This window comes from Peptostreptococcus anaerobius VPI 4330 = DSM 2949, from assembly GCF_000381525.1.
Classification (GTDB): domain Bacteria; phylum Bacillota; class Clostridia; order Peptostreptococcales; family Peptostreptococcaceae; genus Peptostreptococcus; species Peptostreptococcus anaerobius.
In genome coordinates, this window is sequence record NZ_KB906644.1 from 1 (window position 1) to 16,750 (window position 16,750).

Annotated in this window: 19 protein-coding genes and 2 pseudogenes; all 21 read right to left on the reverse strand. The window is 33.7% G+C overall.

The genetic code is table 11. The features are described 5' to 3' along the window. Nucleotides 1-847 (reverse strand): ORF6N domain-containing protein (locus tag F823_RS0109150; RefSeq protein WP_019595657.1); only part of this gene is annotated, 847 nt, incomplete at its 3' end. A 71-nt stretch (nt 848-918) separates the two neighbouring features. After that, nucleotides 919-1,242 (reverse strand): hypothetical protein, encoded by a 324-nt coding sequence (locus tag F823_RS0109155; RefSeq protein ID WP_002843523.1) that lies wholly within the window; start codon nt 1,240-1,242, stop codon nt 919-921. Nucleotides 1,243-1,514: 272 nt separating this feature from the next. Further along, nucleotides 1,515-2,021 carry a phage replisome organizer N-terminal domain-containing protein gene (locus tag F823_RS10655; protein WP_002843518.1) on the reverse strand — a complete coding sequence of 169 codons (507 nt, stop codon included), beginning with the start codon at nt 2,019-2,021 and terminating at the stop codon, nt 1,515-1,517. Between the two features lie 227 nt (nt 2,022-2,248). Further along, the gene (mobQ, locus tag F823_RS10660; protein WP_019595658.1) at nt 2,249-3,676 is read right to left on the reverse strand and encodes a MobQ family relaxase; all 1,428 of its coding nucleotides are present in this window, start codon (nt 3,674-3,676) and stop codon (nt 2,249-2,251) included. A gap of 244 nt (nt 3,677-3,920) precedes the next feature. Continuing rightward, a complete protein-coding gene (locus F823_RS0109170; RefSeq protein WP_019595659.1) occupies nt 3,921-4,250 on the reverse strand; it encodes a DUF3847 domain-containing protein in 330 nt (109 codons plus the stop codon). 83 nt (nt 4,251-4,333) lie between these two features. Continuing rightward, nucleotides 4,334-4,750, reverse strand: coding sequence for a sigma-70 RNA polymerase sigma factor region 4 domain-containing protein (locus F823_RS0109175; RefSeq protein ID WP_019595660.1), 417 nt, complete (start codon nt 4,748-4,750; stop codon nt 4,334-4,336). A gap of 267 nt (nt 4,751-5,017) precedes the next feature. Further along, nucleotides 5,018-5,602 (reverse strand): MptD family putative ECF transporter S component, encoded by a 585-nt coding sequence (locus tag F823_RS0109180; RefSeq protein ID WP_018372013.1) that lies wholly within the window; start codon nt 5,600-5,602, stop codon nt 5,018-5,020. A 10-nt stretch (nt 5,603-5,612) separates the two neighbouring features. Then, nucleotides 5,613-6,317: an energy-coupling factor transporter transmembrane component T gene (locus F823_RS0109185; protein WP_004167383.1), complete on the reverse strand. Its 705-nt coding sequence runs from the start codon at nt 6,315-6,317 to the stop codon at nt 5,613-5,615. After that, nucleotides 6,307-7,824: an ABC transporter ATP-binding protein gene (locus F823_RS0109190; protein WP_019595661.1), complete on the reverse strand. Its 1,518-nt coding sequence runs from the start codon at nt 7,822-7,824 to the stop codon at nt 6,307-6,309. The genes F823_RS0109185 and F823_RS0109190 overlap by 11 nt, the downstream gene beginning before the upstream one ends. A 2-nt stretch (nt 7,825-7,826) precedes the next feature. After that, the gene (locus F823_RS0109195; protein WP_019595662.1) at nt 7,827-9,536 is read right to left on the reverse strand and encodes an ABC transporter ATP-binding protein; all 1,710 of its coding nucleotides are present in this window, start codon (nt 9,534-9,536) and stop codon (nt 7,827-7,829) included. Continuing rightward, a complete protein-coding gene (locus tag F823_RS0109200) occupies nt 9,529-11,268 on the reverse strand; it encodes an ABC transporter ATP-binding protein (protein ID WP_001114254.1) in 1,740 nt (579 codons plus the stop codon). Before F823_RS0109200 ends, F823_RS0109195 begins: the two co-directional genes overlap by 8 nt. 103 nt (nt 11,269-11,371) lie before the next feature. Continuing rightward, nucleotides 11,372-11,944 carry a TetR/AcrR family transcriptional regulator gene (locus F823_RS0109205; RefSeq protein WP_004167387.1) on the reverse strand — a complete coding sequence of 191 codons (573 nt, stop codon included), beginning with the start codon at nt 11,942-11,944 and terminating at the stop codon, nt 11,372-11,374. A gap of 153 nt (nt 11,945-12,097) precedes the next feature. After that, nucleotides 12,098-13,858, reverse strand: a pseudogene (locus F823_RS10665) (DUF4368 domain-containing protein); the annotation flags it as partial. 39 nt (nt 13,859-13,897) lie between these two features. Next, nucleotides 13,898-14,125: pseudogene (locus tag F823_RS11440) on the reverse strand (phage minor capsid protein); the annotation flags it as partial. A 101-nt stretch (nt 14,126-14,226) separates the two neighbouring features. Beyond that, nucleotides 14,227-14,541 (reverse strand): YjcQ family protein, encoded by a 315-nt coding sequence (locus tag F823_RS0109215; RefSeq protein WP_002846338.1) that lies wholly within the window; start codon nt 14,539-14,541, stop codon nt 14,227-14,229. Then, nucleotides 14,541-14,756 carry a CPCC family cysteine-rich protein gene (locus F823_RS0109220; protein WP_004167253.1) on the reverse strand — a complete coding sequence of 72 codons (216 nt, stop codon included), beginning with the start codon at nt 14,754-14,756 and terminating at the stop codon, nt 14,541-14,543. The genes F823_RS0109215 and F823_RS0109220 overlap by 1 nt, the downstream gene beginning before the upstream one ends. A 307-nt stretch (nt 14,757-15,063) precedes the next feature. Further along, complete coding sequence (locus F823_RS11205) at nt 15,064-15,207, reverse strand: hypothetical protein (RefSeq protein ID WP_004167191.1); 144 nt, start codon at nt 15,205-15,207, stop codon at nt 15,064-15,066. Nucleotides 15,208-15,325: 118 nt separating this feature from the next. Beyond that, the gene (locus F823_RS0109235; RefSeq protein WP_019595664.1) at nt 15,326-15,685 is read right to left on the reverse strand and encodes a hypothetical protein; all 360 of its coding nucleotides are present in this window, start codon (nt 15,683-15,685) and stop codon (nt 15,326-15,328) included. Nucleotides 15,686-15,881: 196 nt separating this feature from the next. Then, nucleotides 15,882-16,172, reverse strand: coding sequence for a ParB N-terminal domain-containing protein (locus F823_RS0109240; protein WP_002846344.1), 291 nt, complete (start codon nt 16,170-16,172; stop codon nt 15,882-15,884). After that, nucleotides 16,142-16,321: a ParB N-terminal domain-containing protein gene (locus tag F823_RS10670; RefSeq protein ID WP_002846345.1), complete on the reverse strand. Its 180-nt coding sequence runs from the start codon at nt 16,319-16,321 to the stop codon at nt 16,142-16,144. The genes F823_RS0109240 and F823_RS10670 overlap by 31 nt, the downstream gene beginning before the upstream one ends. A 193-nt stretch (nt 16,322-16,514) precedes the next feature. Beyond that, the coding region (locus F823_RS0109250; RefSeq protein ID WP_019595651.1) for a hypothetical protein at nt 16,515-16,750 on the reverse strand (236 nt) is incomplete at its 5' end.

Consider the following 16,750-nt stretch of genomic DNA (forward strand, 5'->3'; position numbering starts at 1 on the left):
TGGCAATATACCTATCGTGATACTTTTTACCTGCAATTTTCATCTTCAGATTGATATTAGGGTAATCTTTTCTAAAATCGTTTAGGATATTTTTTGTCAGCATATCCTTGTTTTTCACATTGTCGCTAAAGACTATAATTTCGACATTGTCTTTTGCAGCCCTTAATAATTCTAAGGTTTTCAAGCCTATATAGTTATCTATTACATAAATGCTTTTCTTTGCAGACTTATATATTTTTGTATAAGCAACATCTGCTTCAATCTTATCTCCATTCATTAAAAGGAAATGCTTGTAAGTGTCTGGATCTATAAAATTATCCATCACCTTTTTCAAATCTTCTTTTGTAGCTAAAGTACTAATTTTATTGTTTATTATTGCTATATCCTTTGTATTTTGGTTTGTCTGTACTGCTATTTGTAATAATTCTTTCGAAGTGATAAAGTCTTGGTTTTCAACTATAAAGTCTTTCATCTGCTTAAACATTCGTATTAAAGCCTTGCTTTGCTTGACAGCAAGTTCTCCTCTTAATACAGTCATCAGCATATAAATACCTTGTTCTGTAAAGGCATAAGGCATATATCTTCTACCGCCTGAACCTTCATCTGATTTTGAGGTCAAAAATTTTGACCTCAAAAATTCCCATTCATTTTTGGTAAGTTGAAATCTAAAATCTTCATCAAATTTTTCTATGTTATTCTTAACTTGCTGATTAAATGTTTTTGTTTCATACCCATATATTTCAGCAAGTTCAAAGTCAAGCATAACCTTTTGACCTCGTATATAGTAAATCTTGCTTTTCATTGTAGTTTCATCTATCACTACAATTTCTCTGTTTTCATCTGCCATTAAATGCACCTCCAACATTATCTAAATTCTTTTCCAATTCGCCACGCACTGCGTAGCTTTTTGAATAAGTCTTATATTTTTTTGTATTTTTCTACTCCACCTTCAGCTTTTCCTATGTGTTCCACATTTTTTACAAGTCTCTTATTTACATTTTCGTAAAACCATCTGCCAATCAATGCCGGAGGTGTTGCGATTAACTCTCTCAAAACAAATTCTTTGCCTTTCGGTAAAGAGCTAATTTTGTTTAATAAGGTAGTATATAAGTCAGCATAGCTTGTATTTTCTTGTAAACTGCTACACTTGCAATATTCAGTAATGCTTGGGAACCCTCCCTCTATTGCTTTTTTAGTTAAAATTTCAAGTTCTTCATCGGTTACAGTAAATTGAATTCGCATTTATATATCCTCTCCTTATAACTGAGTTTATTACAATATCATTATCATTTTATCATAAATACGATATTTTTTCCATACTGCAATTTTAAGCCCTATTTTACACTTAGCTATAGTCTGTACCTATTTTATCATTAACGCTCTAAAAACACCTTTCCACCGTCTTATACGAGGTCTACAAGTGTTCACCCTTGTCATAATCTTCAAAGGTATATACTTTTGATTTACTGTTTTCCTTTAATTTTCCATATTCTTCATCAGTTAAGGAAACATTTTTATATTCTCCGTAAAAGGAGGGGGATATTTTTTCTTTTTCTAACTCTATATATCTCTTTATCTATCTCTATATCTCCGTTGCAGTTTTGTTGAAAAAGGTTGCAAGATGTTGCACCAGTGTTGCATTGCAACGCTTTTTGTCCTCTTGATTTCCTTGAACGCCTTGTAGAAGCTGTTTCTGAACCTATTAGACTTGGAATTTCTGTTAAAAAATACTCGTCATTTTCTGTGATTATCTCCATCAATCCTTGTGCTACAATATAATTTACTGTAACCATTACATCATCTTCCGTTTCATCAATCGTTAAGGCAAGCTCTTTGATAAAATCTGTTTCTACTCCATCATAATACAGCTTTCCACTATCTTTTAAGCTAAGTAAAAGCAATTTAAGATAGATGATTGTATAGGTATCTCCTCCTGATATTTTTCTTAGCCTTTTGATTCTCTTATCTGTAAAAAAATCTTCTTTCAATTTTAACCAATAGTATCTTCTGTTGTCTGCCATTTTTATCTTTCCTCCCCTTTATTTTTATAATTTTCTTTAGCCTTTTCCTTGGCTTTTTGTTTGTACTGTTCCTTTCTTTCCTCTTGCTCTTGAAATTTTTTCAGTTGTGCAATTACACTTGGTTTATCTCCTCTCTTAATTGCCCTGTCTATCTCTATGGATAAATCTATTCCATACTCATCATTGACAATCTTTACTGCATATTTGATATGGTCTATCTGCTTAAATTAGTCTTGTACTTTAGATTTATTTTTGGTTAAGTCTTGTATCTGATTTTCAAGGCTTGATATTTCTTTCTGCCAATCACTCGACTTTATAGCTGATGTCCCAGTAAATTTTTCTATAGTCTTTCTTGCTTTTTTGTAGTTTTCAATTTCATCTTTATGTGAATTGTAAAATTTATCTTTAAGAAAAGTTTTATCTTTATATTCCTGATATACCGCCTTATTTTCTTTGATGATGTCTGCACAAATAAAGCAACGATTTAACTCCTTTATTCTTTGGGTTTTGCTTTGAATATCTTCACTTATCTTTTTACTTTGCTTTGCCAGTTCAATGACTTTTTCTTGTAGGTCTGCTATGGTTTGAAGATTATTATCTTTCAAATAGTAGATTGCTTTTACAAATCTCTTTAGGTCTGCATTTCCTTTTTTTATCTGTCCGTAGTAGGATAGATTTTTTGTTTTTTCTCCCTGTATTTCGTTATAGATAGAGATGTATTCATAGAGGTTAAAGAGTTCTGCTTTGTTCTCCAGTTCATCTTTTTGGGTCTGTTTATACTCATCGTATTTAGCTTGTAGATTTCCAAGTAAAGAGTCTATCCAAGAAGTGATTTCTTTTATCTTGTTCTTGATAGCTTTTACTAAAGAGTTATGTTTTTTTATTTCTCTGTTGATGTTTCCTTTGTCGGTTTCGATTCCTTTTTTCTCTAAGGCACTGGCACTTGCTCCCATGTGAATGGTTGGGATTTCTTCTATCCCTTGCCTTTTGTAGGAACGATGATCCACTCTCTTTTCTTGATGATTTTTTTCTAAATACTGATTACAAAGTCTTGCAAAATTCTCTCTCCATTTCTCTGCGTTTCCTTTATTGTTCCAGTCTGTCAGCTCTACTTTTCTTGTTTTGTAGTTCCCGCTTTTTAGTTTTATCTTTTCTCCATTTTCATCAATTACATATTCCTTTTTGCTTTTTGCCTGCCACTCTCCTTTTTCATTGATTGGTCTGAGGGTAGTCATAATATGTGCATGGATATTATTATTTTCTTCATCACTCTCATCATGGATTGCAAGGTCTGCTATCATTCCTTTTGATACAAAATTTTCTTGTATGAAGTCGGTAATGAGTTTCTTATTTTCTTCAAAGGATAATTCTTTCGGTAAGGCAATAATGAAGTTTCTTGCAAGCTGTGCGTTGCTTGCTTTCTCGTTTAGTTCAACGCTGTTCCATAAAGTAGTTCTATCTTTTAATGCTATAGGAACATTCTCCGGCAAGAAGATTTCTGAATGTAAAAGTCCTTTTTTATTATGATAGTCATGAACTTCTCCGTCCCATTCATTTTTGATTTTCTCACAAGAGATATATGCTGCACTTGCAACTGCTGATTTACTCTTACCTCTGCTTATAATAGAAATACTAAAGTGAAATGTTTCTGCCACTTTTAAGCTCCTTTCATTTTTTTATTTGTTTTCAGGTAAAGGAAAAAACAGACAGGCTATTTTTTGTATCTTTTCCTATCTGCTTTATCCGTATGTTTTTATTAAGTTTTGGATTTTCAAAGACTTGCTAAAATCCCTTAGTTTTTCTAAGGGCGCAATTATACACCCTAAAGGGTGCTTTTCGTTCTGCGAAGCTTTTTGCCCTTGCAGGGAGCTTCTGAAAAAACTAAGTTTTTTATTCTGTCTACTCGATGATTATTTCATCTTCCATATCTTTCCCATTTATCATTTCTTCATAGGCTTGTCTGTATTCTTCTGTGTGAGTAGAGATGTTTAACAACTTTTCTATATCCTCATTGGTAAACATAAGAGGATTTTTAACCACTCTTTCTACTATCAAGCCTCTTTGTATGAGCCTATGATTTCTTCTTTTTCGTTCTCTTTCATTTGCAAGTTTTTCTAATTTTTTGCCTTGATTTTGTAATTGTTTCAGCTTTACATCGCACTTTTCTCTTTCTTCCTGAAGTTCAGAAATTTGTTCCTGTACTTCCTGTAATGTATTTTCTTTCTTCATTTTTAATTCCTCCGTTTTGGTATCTGCTTGTTTCCATAAAGAAAGGTTAGGCACCTTTTTTGATACTTAACCTTTCCAAGTTTTTAGATTTTATCTTCTAAAATCTTTCTCAGTTTTTCTAAAATCCTATCCCTCCTCCCGCTGATTGCTTGATGTGTAACTTTCTCTCTTCTGCTGATTGACCTTAGACTTTCTTCTTTGTAGAAGATGGCTTCCATTAACTCTCTTTCTTCTTTTGTGAGAGTATTTAATGCTCTATGAAGTTCTTCAATTTGCATGTTTACCTCTACAATTTTTTCTAAGTCTATTTTTTCATCTATGATGTTATCTACAAAGTGTCCATCATGTTCCAGTGCCGAAAATGGTATAACATTATGCTTCCAATCTTTTCTTTGGAGATACTTTTCATGCTCTGTTATCTTCCAATAGGCTTTGTAGACTTCTTCGCTTACAGGTACAGCTTTGCCTTTGACATAAAGGTAATATTCTTTCTTTGCCACTTAGTTATCCTCCTTTTTTAAGTTCTCTGTTTTGCTTTTTGAGAATAAAAAAGGAGGACTTCTACACTTTGGCGTAAAATGTCCTCTCGACTTAAAAACTAATGTCTTATATAATTTTCTATTTTGTTGTTTATGACAAAGTATTATTGCTATGTGTAAGCAATTCCAAGAATAAAAAAGGATAATTATATCGTTCTGTGAAAACTGAAACTATAAGTTTTGACATAATTATCCCTCCATTATTTTCCCTCCTAAGTAAATTTATTATTAAATCACTCCTGCTTTTTCAAAATGCTTTTTGAGTATCTTTGTTGCAACGAATGCTCCTATGCAAGCAAGAACAAAAGTTGTCAAACCAAAGCCTACTGCCCACGAAACTTTGAAATAAGATAATGCTTCATTTATTTGTGCTTCGCTCATTTTCCATTTTGATGCTCTTTCCACAAAAGAAGCAGTTCCGAATAAAATCACAGGAATTACAGTCCCTAAAAAATCTGCTAATGCAAATGTCCCATATCCAATAATCATTCGTCCCTTGCTCTCATAATTTCCTATAATCAAATCACATATAATTCCACCGATTACAGCAAAGACTGCATGAGGCAAATGTCCTCCTGACAACGCAATTAAACCAAGAAGCGTTCCTGATATTGTAAATACGCCCTTCTTTTTAACTTTCACAGCCATAAGAATATAAACGGTGGCTGCTACCATAAAGCTAACTCCTGAAGCAATAAATCCTCCAATAACTGTTGTTGCCATAGCAAATGCAACTGCCATGTATATGACAATTCCAATTGCATTAAAAATTCCGATTGTAATAAAATCACGACCATTTAATTTGTTTTTCATAAAAGTCCTCCTAATAAATTCTCTGTATTACTATCATAAGAGCAATCATAAAAGCTCCTAATAGTCCAATAGTTAAGTCTGCACATCTAAACTGCAATTCCGTTAATGTTACCCTGTTCTCATCACTATCAAGTCCTCTAATGAGTGCTGAAGCTGACAATTCATCTGAAATCTTAATCATTCTCATTAAAAGCGGAACAAGTGTATATTCAATGTATTTAATTGGGTGTAGCAATGGGAAAAATCTACTTGTAACAATTCCTCGAATCTTCATATTCTCTTTTAATGCCTTGAGTTCTATTTTTATAGTTGGTACAAACCTAAGCAAAACACTAAAAGGTATACCAATGCTTCTTGGTACTTTCATTCTATTTAATGCTTCAAGCATTTCACTTACACTTGTAGTCTTTGTTATATATCCACCAAACATAGCAATTAAGGTCATTCTTGATGCAAAGTAAATAAACATATATATTGCAAATACGATACTTGCTTCAGAAAACTTGCTAAGCCCTAACTCTATGCAGTATAAAAGCACAAAAAACAAGATAAAGCGTAACGCCCTTTTCCACATACTGCTATATACATACAGAAAAAAGGCAAAAACAATTAGAATAAAAAGTAGAATTGTATCGCTTATAAAAAAGCTCGTAAATCCAACAATTGGAAGTAGAGTAAGCTTTATTCTCGGATCAATGGTTTTTCTATCTGCCAAGCTTACTACCTCCTCTCATCTTGTCTAATATGAGAAATTTGTTACTTTCACTCATATTCAAAACAGTTTCTATTTTTCCATCTCCCATTACCCACAGCTCGCTTACTGTGTTTGCTAAAAACTCAAAATCATGACTTATTACCAAAACTGTTGTCCCATTTTTTAATTGTTCTTCAATCAATTTTGCCACCGAAAGCATTGAGTCTTTATCACAACCTGATGTTGGTTCATCATAGATAAAAACTTTTGCCTGTTTCATCATTCCACAAGCTATTGTCAGTCTTTGTTTTTCTCCTCTTGATAAAGCAAACGGATGTTTATCAACGTATTTATCTAAGCCAAGTACATTCAAAATAAACTTTGCCTTTTGTGTATTTTCTTTTTTATCTTTACTTGAAATACCAAGTAGCATTTCATCAAGTACACTTTCCGAAAACAACTGATAGTCTGAATCTTGAAAGACAAAATATGACATATCCATTAAATCTTTATGATTAAGCGACTTATCTTCTCCCGCCCATATTGTTCCATCTTTTATCTTCTCAAGTCCTGAAATTACCCTTGCAAAAGTAGTTTTCCCAGTACCATTTAATCCAATAAGACCAAAGGCTTTTCCACACTCCATATTGAAATCAAGATGATTTAAGATGTACTTGTTTTGTTTCTCTCCATCCTTAGCTACGTTCGGATAGCAAAATCTCAAGCCTTTTCCGTTGATACTTTTATCATTTAATTGATATGAATCTTTCTTCTCACTTATCCTGTATTCTTCTAATTCAAGAGTTCTTAGTCCATTTTCATCCCAAAACTCCCCTTCAAGATGGATAACTTCTTCCCGACTCAAGTCCTGTGCAATCTCTCCATCTTTCACCAAAAGAAAACGGTCAAATAAAGATTTTACATAGTACAAACGATGCTCAATTAGAACAACCGTTGTTCCGTTTTTCTTTAATTTCTCCAAAATTAAAAACAGATCAAATGTTGCTTTCATATCCAAATTTGCTGAAGGTTCATCTAAAATTAAAACTTTCGGATTCATCGCATAGATGCTTGCAATAGCTATCTTTTGTTTCTGTCCGCTTGATAATTCAAAAACAGATTTTCCTTTCAGTTCCTCAATATCCAGTTCTGCATATACTTCTTCTACTCTCTGTTTGATTTCCTTTCTTGATTTACAAATCGTTTGAAGACCAAAAGCTATTTCTTCATCTGTAGTTGTCGTAAAAAACTGACTTCTTGGATCTTGAAATACAGTCCCTACAATATGCCCTATTTCATGAAGTAATAATTTGCTTATATCTTTTCCGAACGCAAAGACTTCTCCTTGCATTTTGCCTTTGTAATAATGCGGAATAAGACCATTCATTACACTTCCAAGAGTACTTTTACCGCTTCCACTTTTCCCTGAAATCAAAACAAATTCACCTTTTTTAATTTCAAGATTGATATTTTTTAAAGCAGTTCGCCCATCTTCCCATTCATAAGAAACATCTTTTAACAAAATCATGATTATACCTCGTACTGAGCTTTCCATAATTTTGTGTAGTAACCATTTTTATCAAGAAGTTCCCCATGCTTTCCTTTTTCAAGTAAATTGCCTTTTTGAAACACGAGAATTTGGTCAGCTTTTTGAATTGTCTTTAAATGATGAGCCACTACAAGTACAGTTCTATTTTTTGCAAGTTCTGTAATGGCATCTTGTATCAAAGATTCATTTACAGGATCAACATTACTTGTCATTTCATCAAGAATTAAAATAGGTGCATCCTTTAGAAAAGCTCTTGCAATAGATATTCTTTGTCTTTGTCCACCTGATAAAATCCCACCATTTTCTCCAATATCAGTTTCATAACCTTTTGGTAAACTCATAATGAAATCATGTATCCTTGCTTTCTTTGCAGCTTCAATGATTTCTTCTTTCGTTGCTCCTTTTTTACCTACTCTGATATTTTCTTCAATCGTGTTATCAAACAGTTGAACATTCTGCATGACAATGCTGATACGATCTAAAAGCTCATCATAAGGAATATCCCTTATATCAGTTCCTCCGAGTGTAATTTTCCCTTTATGCACATCATAAAATCTTAAAAGCAAGTTGGTTATCGTAGTCTTTCCACTACCTGATTCTCCAACTAAGGCTGTCATTGTCTTTTCAGCAATAGAAAAGTTCAAGTTTTCCATTTTAAATTCGTCTTTTTCGTAGGAAAAATCTATGTTTTCAAAAGCTATATCATTATCTTTCGGAACAATCCCATCCACTTTATCCGGTATTACATCTGCATATAAAATTCTTGAAAGTCTTTCATAACTGTCCACCGCCGAAACATAGTACATATAGTGTTGTTCCATAGAAGCGAACGGCTTATAAAACTCTTTTGAAATTACCGCAAAGATAATAAAATTAAGTACATCAAGATTTCCCTTTACAACAAATATTGTTCCTGCAATTAAAAGAACCAAATATCCAATATCCAGTAAAAATCCAAATATAGATAATTGTTTTGCCTTAAATCTTGAAGCTGATTTACTTGTTTCTCCAAACTTCTTTGTTTTATTCATAAGCTCATTATCCAAGCTCTTATTGTTAGAAAAACTCTTTAATACAGGTATTCCTCTCACATATTCAACAAATAGGCTAACCATATCAAGAAGTGCTGAGTTATTCTGATTCTCTATTTTTTCAGATTGCTTAATTGTCAGATATAGAAAGATAAGTGCAATCGGAACAGATACAGCCATTAGAATAGCAAGTTTTAAATCAATACTTGCAAGACCAACAAATACGACTGCACCTATCAAAAAATCACCAAACATTCTTGACCACATGTGTCCTACAACAAGGGACATATTATCAACATCTTTGTGTAAAATTGTATTGATCTCGCCCAGTCTTTCATTGGTATAAAATCCCAAGCTGAATTTCTTTAATTTGATAATCATGCGTTCTCTGATTTGCTGAACAATATCAAAACCTGCACTATGCTTTTTCATATCCGCAACCATGTTACAAATACCTTTGAAGACTACAAGTAATCCAATCGCAATAAAATATTTATATAGGCTTGCTAAGCTCGTTCCATCAAAGATTTGGAACAGTATAGAAAATACGATAACAATCATGGCTATGGAGCTTAGTCCATAAAGGGCAAAGAATACACTTGATATAATCAAATCTCTCTTGCCGGTTTTTGTAAGTAGTTTTAACATTTCTCTAAACATTTTCTGTTACCACCTCTTTCAAATTCCATCTATCTACCTTGTTCTGTGCTTCAACCATATCCTTATAAAAATCACATCTTTTCATCAGCTCTTCATGGCTTCCTGCATCAAGAACAACACCCTTATCCATAACAATAATTTGGTCTGAATCTCTAATCGTATTTAGATGATGAGCAATTGTAATGATGGTTTTATCCTTGCTTAAATCGTCAATTGCTTCGCCGATAAGTCTTTCATTTTCACTATCAACAGCCGCCATTGCTTCATCTAATATTAAAATCGGTGCATTTTTCAGTATCATTCTTGCTATAGAGATTCTTTGTTTTTCTCCACCGGATAACTTAACTCCCATTTCACCTACTCGTGTTTCATATCCATTTGGCAATGCTGAAATAAAATTATGGCATCTTGCTTTTTTAGCAGCTTCTATGACTTCTTCTTTTGTTGCATTTAGTTTTCCAATTGCTATATTTTCAAAAATACTTAAGTCAAAAAGGATAACTTCTTGTTGCACACTACCAATCAGCATTGAGATATTTTCTTGACTATATTCTTTTATATCTTTTCCATTTATCAGTATTTGTCCTTCATCTGCATCCCAAAATCCCATAAGCAAATTAGATACCGTACTCTTTCCACAACCGCTTGCTCCTACAAAGGCGTTCAAACTATTTTTCTTAAAATTCAAATTGATATTTTTAAGCTCAAAGCTATCTTTTCCGTATGCAAAATTCACATCTTTAAATTCTATGTTTCCAAATTCTAAACCTTGTTCTGTCTTTTTGTTTGGAAGTGGAACTGTTAATACTTTCCCTATCGCCTTTAACGCTTCCTTAAACACAATAGAAAAATGTTGCAATGTAGCTGTCTTACTTATAGAAGCAGTAAAAGCAGACGATAAAATAATGGCAAGGATAAAATTAGGCGTTGTAATATTTCCATGATAAAGAAATATGCTTCCCAAAATCATGACAATAACCACTCCAATTTCCATAAATATGTCAATGAGTCCCATTGGAATTGTAACCATCCCCATGCTCTTTTTAACCCAGTAAATATATTCTCTTGCCGTTTTTAATGTTCTTTCACTAATTTCCTCTTCTTTAGCAAAAGCCTTAATCACAGAAATATTTTTTACATATTCCATTAGCTCTTCTCTCATTCTGTTTTCATGATTGAAGTAAATCGCAAAGTTTTTATCCATTGTTTTCTGTGAAAGAACTTTTACCAAATACATGAGTGGAACTCCGGCAATCATCCCAAGAGCAAGACGCCAATCCACAAAAATCATAGCTACAAAAATAATGGTAGGCAGAAGTGTAACTGACATTATTTCAGGGAGACCATGAGCAAGATATACTTCCACTTGTTCTACATCATGTTGGACAATGTTGGTAAGCTCTCCTGTATTATGTTCTTTAAAGAATCCCAAACTTAGTTTTTTCAGATGACCGATAATATCTAACCTAAGTTCTGTTAATTTTTCGTATGCTTTCTCATGGGCAACCTTTGTTGCAAAATAATAAAACACTCCTTTTAATACAAACGATATAAAGATTCCCAAAAATATATACTTTAAATTACCTTCGTTAATATTGTTTGTAATTAAAGAACTAATCAAATATACGAGTAAGATTTGTGGTATCAAATCAAATACTATTTTTAAAGCAAGAAGTGAATTGGATAAACCGTTTTTCCCAATCACTTTTTTTCTTAATTCTTTTTCCGGCATGAACAACTCTCCTTTCAAAATTGAATAATATTGAATTTTAATTCAGTATTAAGGTTTAAAGTAAGACTTTGCTAATTACGCAAAGTCTATTTTTTAGTGCTGATTATAGGGATTCCACTCCCTTGTAATAACACCTTGCAATAAGTTTTAGCATATCTTTTGCCCACTTTTCACTTTGATAGTGCCTTGCTATTTCAAGAAGCCCCTCTGTAAAGTTACTGGCTAAAATATGGGCAAGCATTGGATCATATTCTTTTTCTGATTGTCTTTTTAGGCTCACTTCAATATGAATCTGCATTTGCGATATAAGTTTTTGTTTTGCTTCTGTATGCTTTGTACCTGAGCTTTTATCCATTAAAATAATTAACTTCTTACGCTCTTTTAAAAGTTCATGAATATAATTTTCTCCAACCTCATCAAACCTTTCAGAAGCAGAGCCTTTTTCCAAAGATTCTTCCTCATTAAAAGCTGACTCGAAGTTTATATAAACAGAACTTACTACTGCATCAAACAAAACTTCCTTATTTTTGAAATAGGTATAAATTAGTGCCACAGGAATATCTGCTTCTTTTGCAATTTCTGTTAATTTGGCACCTCTATAGTCCTTTTTATAAAATACTTTTTCTGCTGCTTCGAGTATTCTATTTCTAACTTCTTCTTTTAATACTTGTGCCATGGCACACCTCTTTCTATTCCAATACTGAATTTATATTTAATAATAAATCATAATTCAGTATTTGTCAAGATAGATTTAAATATTTGCTTTTATATACTCACTCACCGGTATCCCCACTCTTTTCAAAACCTTTATTTTCTCCTGTTTCTTCTATTCTCTTCTTGCCTTATATTTATCTTCATACTCTTTCTGTTTTCCGCTTGCTTTTCGTTTCAGGTAATTTTGATGTAGTTTATCTTTTCTTTCCTTGATTTTTCTTTCTTCTTCCTCAAGTTTTTGTTTATCTTCCTCACTTAACTCTGCCCGTGGTAGTTCATAATTGCCTATGAAATTAAAATAAATTTCTATCTTTTGCTTTGATGTTTGACTTCCTTTTCTATCTCTTTCATGTACGATAATCTTTTCTACAAACTCATTTATCATTGTAGTTGTAAGTTCATCAAAATTTTCATAACGACTGATAAGAGATATAAACTTCTTAGCTATGTCTGTTTCTTTTTCATATCTCGATACCTGCTGCTCCAAGTCCTTAATTTCTTTACTTAAAGCGACCTGTTCTGTTTCATATTGATTATTAAGGATTTCATAGCGATTATTCGGTATTTTATTCAGGATCATATCTTCGTAAATTCTGCACATAAGTCGTTCAAGTTCCTGAAGTCTGTTTTGGCTTTCCGTTAATCTTATCTTTTTCTTTTCTATCTCTATTTTTTCTTTTTCTTCCATTTCATTTTGAATAGAACGGATAAAGGCTTCATTATCTTCATCAAGGTATTTTTTAATGTCTTTCAGTGTCTCCCTAATAAGGTTTAGGACTGCTTCTGCTTTTATTCTGTGTGCTGATGGGCAAAGTGTTCCACAAGGTACTTTCTTATAATTGCTACAAACATAGTATGGGACATTCTTATAATTGCTTGTTCTATGAACATACATCTTGCTTCCACAATCTGCACAATACATCAGTCCTGTGAGTGGGTGATATTCGCCCCAACCGTCAGGATACCTTTTTACATTTCCTCTTATCCTTTGCACATTATCAAAGGTTTCTTGGTCTATGATTGGCTCGTGTGTGTTTTCAAAAATAAGCCAGTTATCCTCGGATACATATTTACTTTTCTTATCCTTGAAGTGCTTTCTTGTTTTGAAATTGACTGTATGTCCCAAGTATTCCTGTTTCTTTAAAATACTTGCTATGGTGGAACTACACCAACGATAGGGATGTTCAAAGTTTTTGCTTTGATATAGTCCATAGCCTAATTTCTGTTGATGATAGGCGGGTATATCTACTTTTTCACTCTCCAATATCTTTGCTATTCGATACGGACCATTGCCTTGCATGGTCATATTGAATATTCGCCTTACTACTTCGGCTGCTTTTTCATCTACTATCCACTTATTTTTATCTTTTCCATCTTTGATATAGCCATAAGGCGGTGTGCTTGCCGTATGTTTCCCACTTTCGCCTTTTGACCTGAAGGTAGATTGGATTTTTCTTGATGTATCTCTTGCATACCATTCGTTCATGATATTTCTAAAGGGGGTAAAATCATCTTCTCTGTAAAAACTATCTACATTGTCATTGATAGCGATTAGTCTTACGCCCTTTTGTCTTAGTATCTCCATACATTGACCGACTTTGAGGTAATCTCTGCCAAGTCTGCTCATATCTTTTACAATGATACAACTAATATTTCCTTGATTGACTCCGTTCATCATTGCCATAAATCCCGGTCTGTCAAACTGTGTTCCGCTGATTCCGTCATCTGTAAAGTGAATGATGTTTGATAAATTATTTTTGCTTGCGTATTCTTCCAATATTTTTTTCTGATTGATGATAGAGTTACTTTCTCCTTGCAGTTCATCATCACGACTTAATCTCTCATAGAGTGCTGTTATCTTTTCAAAATTCCCCATTTTTACCCCCTTTCTCTTAATTTTTCAATAAAAAAAGAATTAAGAAGTACATATTTCACTAAAATAGTAATTAAGTGTTCTCCTTAATTCTATTACTCCTGCAACAACTCTTTTCTGTCTCCTGATTGCCCTCTCTAATCTTCTTTGCCGCTGAGTTTCCTTATAAGCCTCATCAACCTTACTAGGGTCTAACGTTGGTGGTTTAGTACTAATACCAGGATAAAAAGTATTTAGATTATTTTGGCAGTTGACGTGAAGTAACCCCTCTGCAACTGCTTGACTTAGTAACTGATATGGACCATCTTCTTTTTCCTTCCCCCCATCTCTTTCTTTGTACTAAAAAAGCACCCTAACTACTGTTAAGATGCCTATATCAATTCTTTTATTCCTTTGGCAGCATTATGTACTTTTTTCGTCATGCTGTTTTCATTAAGATACTCTAAGCCCTTTAATGTTATTTCAGGTCTAGCCAATTTCACCCTTGGGTAATCTTGGTCTAGTGAATACCATACGTCAATACCCTGTATGTATTCTTGTTCTTTCAACATTGACATTATCCTTGACCACCTAGGTTTAGATATATCAAATTCCTTATACCCTATTAACTCCGGGTCGAACTCTTCTAAATCCATAGACTTTTCAAGTATCTTCAAAATCCTATATATGTATTTAAAATTATCCATTACTCCACCTGTTCACCCCTTGCATATGCTTCTCTCGCCTTCGTGAGTGTCATTTTATTGGGTCCTTTTACACCATTATCTATATCAATACCTTGATTTTGATATCCGCAATTATCACAAATATCAAAGAAATCAACCCAATTGCCACAAACAGGGCATTTCATTGGATAATCGCATTCTTCTTTTCTGGTAATATTATTGTTATAGTTTACCAAACCTCTCCACCTGCTCTCTCATATAATCGTTCACTCCATTCTCATACTTAAAAAATGTTGATATTTTCATATCCTGCCTACCTAAAGCAAAATCGTTAGTGCTTATTCTACCCTTAAATACAAATCCTGATTTAGTAACAAAGCCTAACACATCATCACTTAATGGTTCGGCTAATAGTTCTCGGGCTTTTTGTACATATTCTTCAGGGCTAATACTACCATATTCGTGCCCATGCTTCTTAATATGTATTTTCAGCTTCTTATCCTAGAAAATTCTGCATCTAACCACTTCTTATTATCTATTCTACTACGATACTCTTCTTCTATCAAGGTGGGTTTCTGTGTCGACATTTAACCCTTGCAACTGTGCAAGATTCTTTATCTGGTTAGCCTGCTTAATCTTACCCTTTTCGAGCGGTATTACCATGATATCAGCCATCAAGTCTTTCAAGATCTCCCTTCGTTTCTGCTAGCTTTTGAGATACAGAATATTTTATATACTCACTTCTTACGTCACGTTTACCACCCTTATAAGTGTTATATCCTCTATCCGCTCTACTGACACGAGCCTAGTTTGCATAAAATTTTTCACCATTTTTCATTCTCTTTAGGCGGTCTTTAATATCTTCCTTTCTCCACTTTTCAGCGTTCTTCTTTTCAATTTTTGCGACATGTTTTTTATATTTATCAAGTTTTTTAGGGTCAACTAATGTTGCCTTAACCGCATTTTTAGCATCTCTTAGGGCTTGTTCTCTCGTCATTGGCGATATCCATTCACCAGATCCCTCTTCCCTAGCATAAAATAGCCCTTTGTTTTCAAAGAATTTATACTCAGTTATTTTTGCCCTACTACCATCTTCATGCACAGCGAAAAAATGATTACTTTTTTCTGAGTTGAAGCTTCCTAAACTTGCACCTCTGCCACCCATATTATCACCTCTTTCATTCGCGCAAAAAAAGACACCTATCCCTAAGTGTCTTTTAATCAAAATGAAATAAGTGTCTGGATTTTAACCAGCGCCTTGGCCTGCAACCATGTACTCACATTATACTATCACTTATCTCACCAGGCGCCCGGATTCGAACCGGAGCCTTGGCCATCACCATGTACTCCATCCTATACTACTACCTGTTTTTGTTAATATAATTATACCAGATTTTATTAACCTTTTCTACCATCTTTACTTCTTTTAAACTTAACTTAGAGGCCCCTTTTTTGCCATCATTTTCGTTATGGTTGTATCCATTCTTTAGTATGGTTCTGTATTCGGAGCCGTACTTTTTGCCTTTTACGCTAACCCCTAGGCTTGCACCGCGACCGCCCATTATTTGCTCGTCGTTTAAGTCATCCGCATAAATACATGGCACTTCACTTAATTTAAGCTCTACGGCCGCCCTATGACGTGTATGCCACATACAATTACATTATCCTTATCAATAATAATCGGCTGCTTAAATCCGAATTCTTTTATTGAATTTTTAACAAATTTCACGGCTTCATCGTTTCTTCGTGGATTTTTCTCGTATGGAATTATGCTATCAATTTTTATATTAATCACTTCCATTTTATTAACTCCTGATTTACTCAATGCTACTCAACTTTTATATAAAAAATTGAAGAGACGCCTGGGTACCAAACCAAATGCCTCTTCGGAGATTATATGAACTGCTTTATACTCCTTAAATTTATGCAATCGAGTAGGGAGGACTTTCTCCTCCCTCTCACACCACCGTACGTGCCGTTCGGCATACGGCGGTTCAATTCATGTAATAATCTAAACAACTAATGAGTCCTCGCTTTGCGAGGATTTCTTTTGTTATCTTGCGAAGTCCGGCTGTTTTTGCTACCGCCTGATAATGGTCTGCAAATCCTACGGATTGTCTTGCCATCCATTCGGGTACGCCAAGTTTCTTTAACCCCCACATCCTTTTCTCACTGGTTTTCCACTGTTTCCAGATGACTATTCTCATACGGTTTCGAAGATGTTCGTCTA

Excerpts from the sequence above, each read along its gene's own strand:
- F823_RS0109155 (WP_002843523.1), bottom strand. The coding sequence starts at position 1,242 with ATGCGAATTCAATTTACTGTAACCGATGAAGAACTTGAAATTTTAACT.
- F823_RS10655 (WP_002843518.1), bottom strand. The coding sequence starts at position 2,021 with ATGGCAGACAACAGAAGATACTATTGGTTAAAATTGAAAGAAGATTTT.
- F823_RS0109170 (WP_019595659.1), bottom strand. The coding sequence starts at position 4,250 with ATGAAGAAAGAAAATACATTACAGGAAGTACAGGAACAAATTTCTGAA.
- F823_RS0109180 (WP_018372013.1), bottom strand. The coding sequence starts at position 5,602 with ATGAAAAACAAATTAAATGGTCGTGATTTTATTACAATCGGAATTTTT.
- F823_RS0109190 (WP_019595661.1), bottom strand. The coding sequence starts at position 7,824 with ATGATTTTGTTAAAAGATGTTTCTTATGAATGGGAAGATGGGCGAACT.
- F823_RS0109195 (WP_019595662.1), bottom strand. The coding sequence starts at position 9,536 with ATGTTTAGAGAAATGTTAAAACTACTTACAAAAACCGGCAAGAGAGAT.
- F823_RS0109200 (WP_001114254.1), bottom strand. The coding sequence starts at position 11,268 with ATGCCGGAAAAAGAATTAAGAAAAAAAGTGATTGGGAAAAACGGTTTA.
- F823_RS0109205 (WP_004167387.1), bottom strand. The coding sequence starts at position 11,944 with ATGGCACAAGTATTAAAAGAAGAAGTTAGAAATAGAATACTCGAAGCA.
- F823_RS0109215 (WP_002846338.1), bottom strand. The coding sequence starts at position 14,541 with ATGGATAATTTTAAATACATATATAGGATTTTGAAGATACTTGAAAAG.
- F823_RS0109235 (WP_019595664.1), bottom strand. The coding sequence starts at position 15,685 with ATGGGTGGCAGAGGTGCAAGTTTAGGAAGCTTCAACTCAGAAAAAAGT.
- F823_RS0109240 (WP_002846344.1), bottom strand. The coding sequence starts at position 16,172 with ATGTGGCATACACGTCATAGGGCGGCCGTAGAGCTTAAATTAAGTGAA.
- F823_RS10670 (WP_002846345.1), bottom strand. The coding sequence starts at position 16,321 with ATGGAAGTGATTAATATAAAAATTGATAGCATAATTCCATACGAGAAA.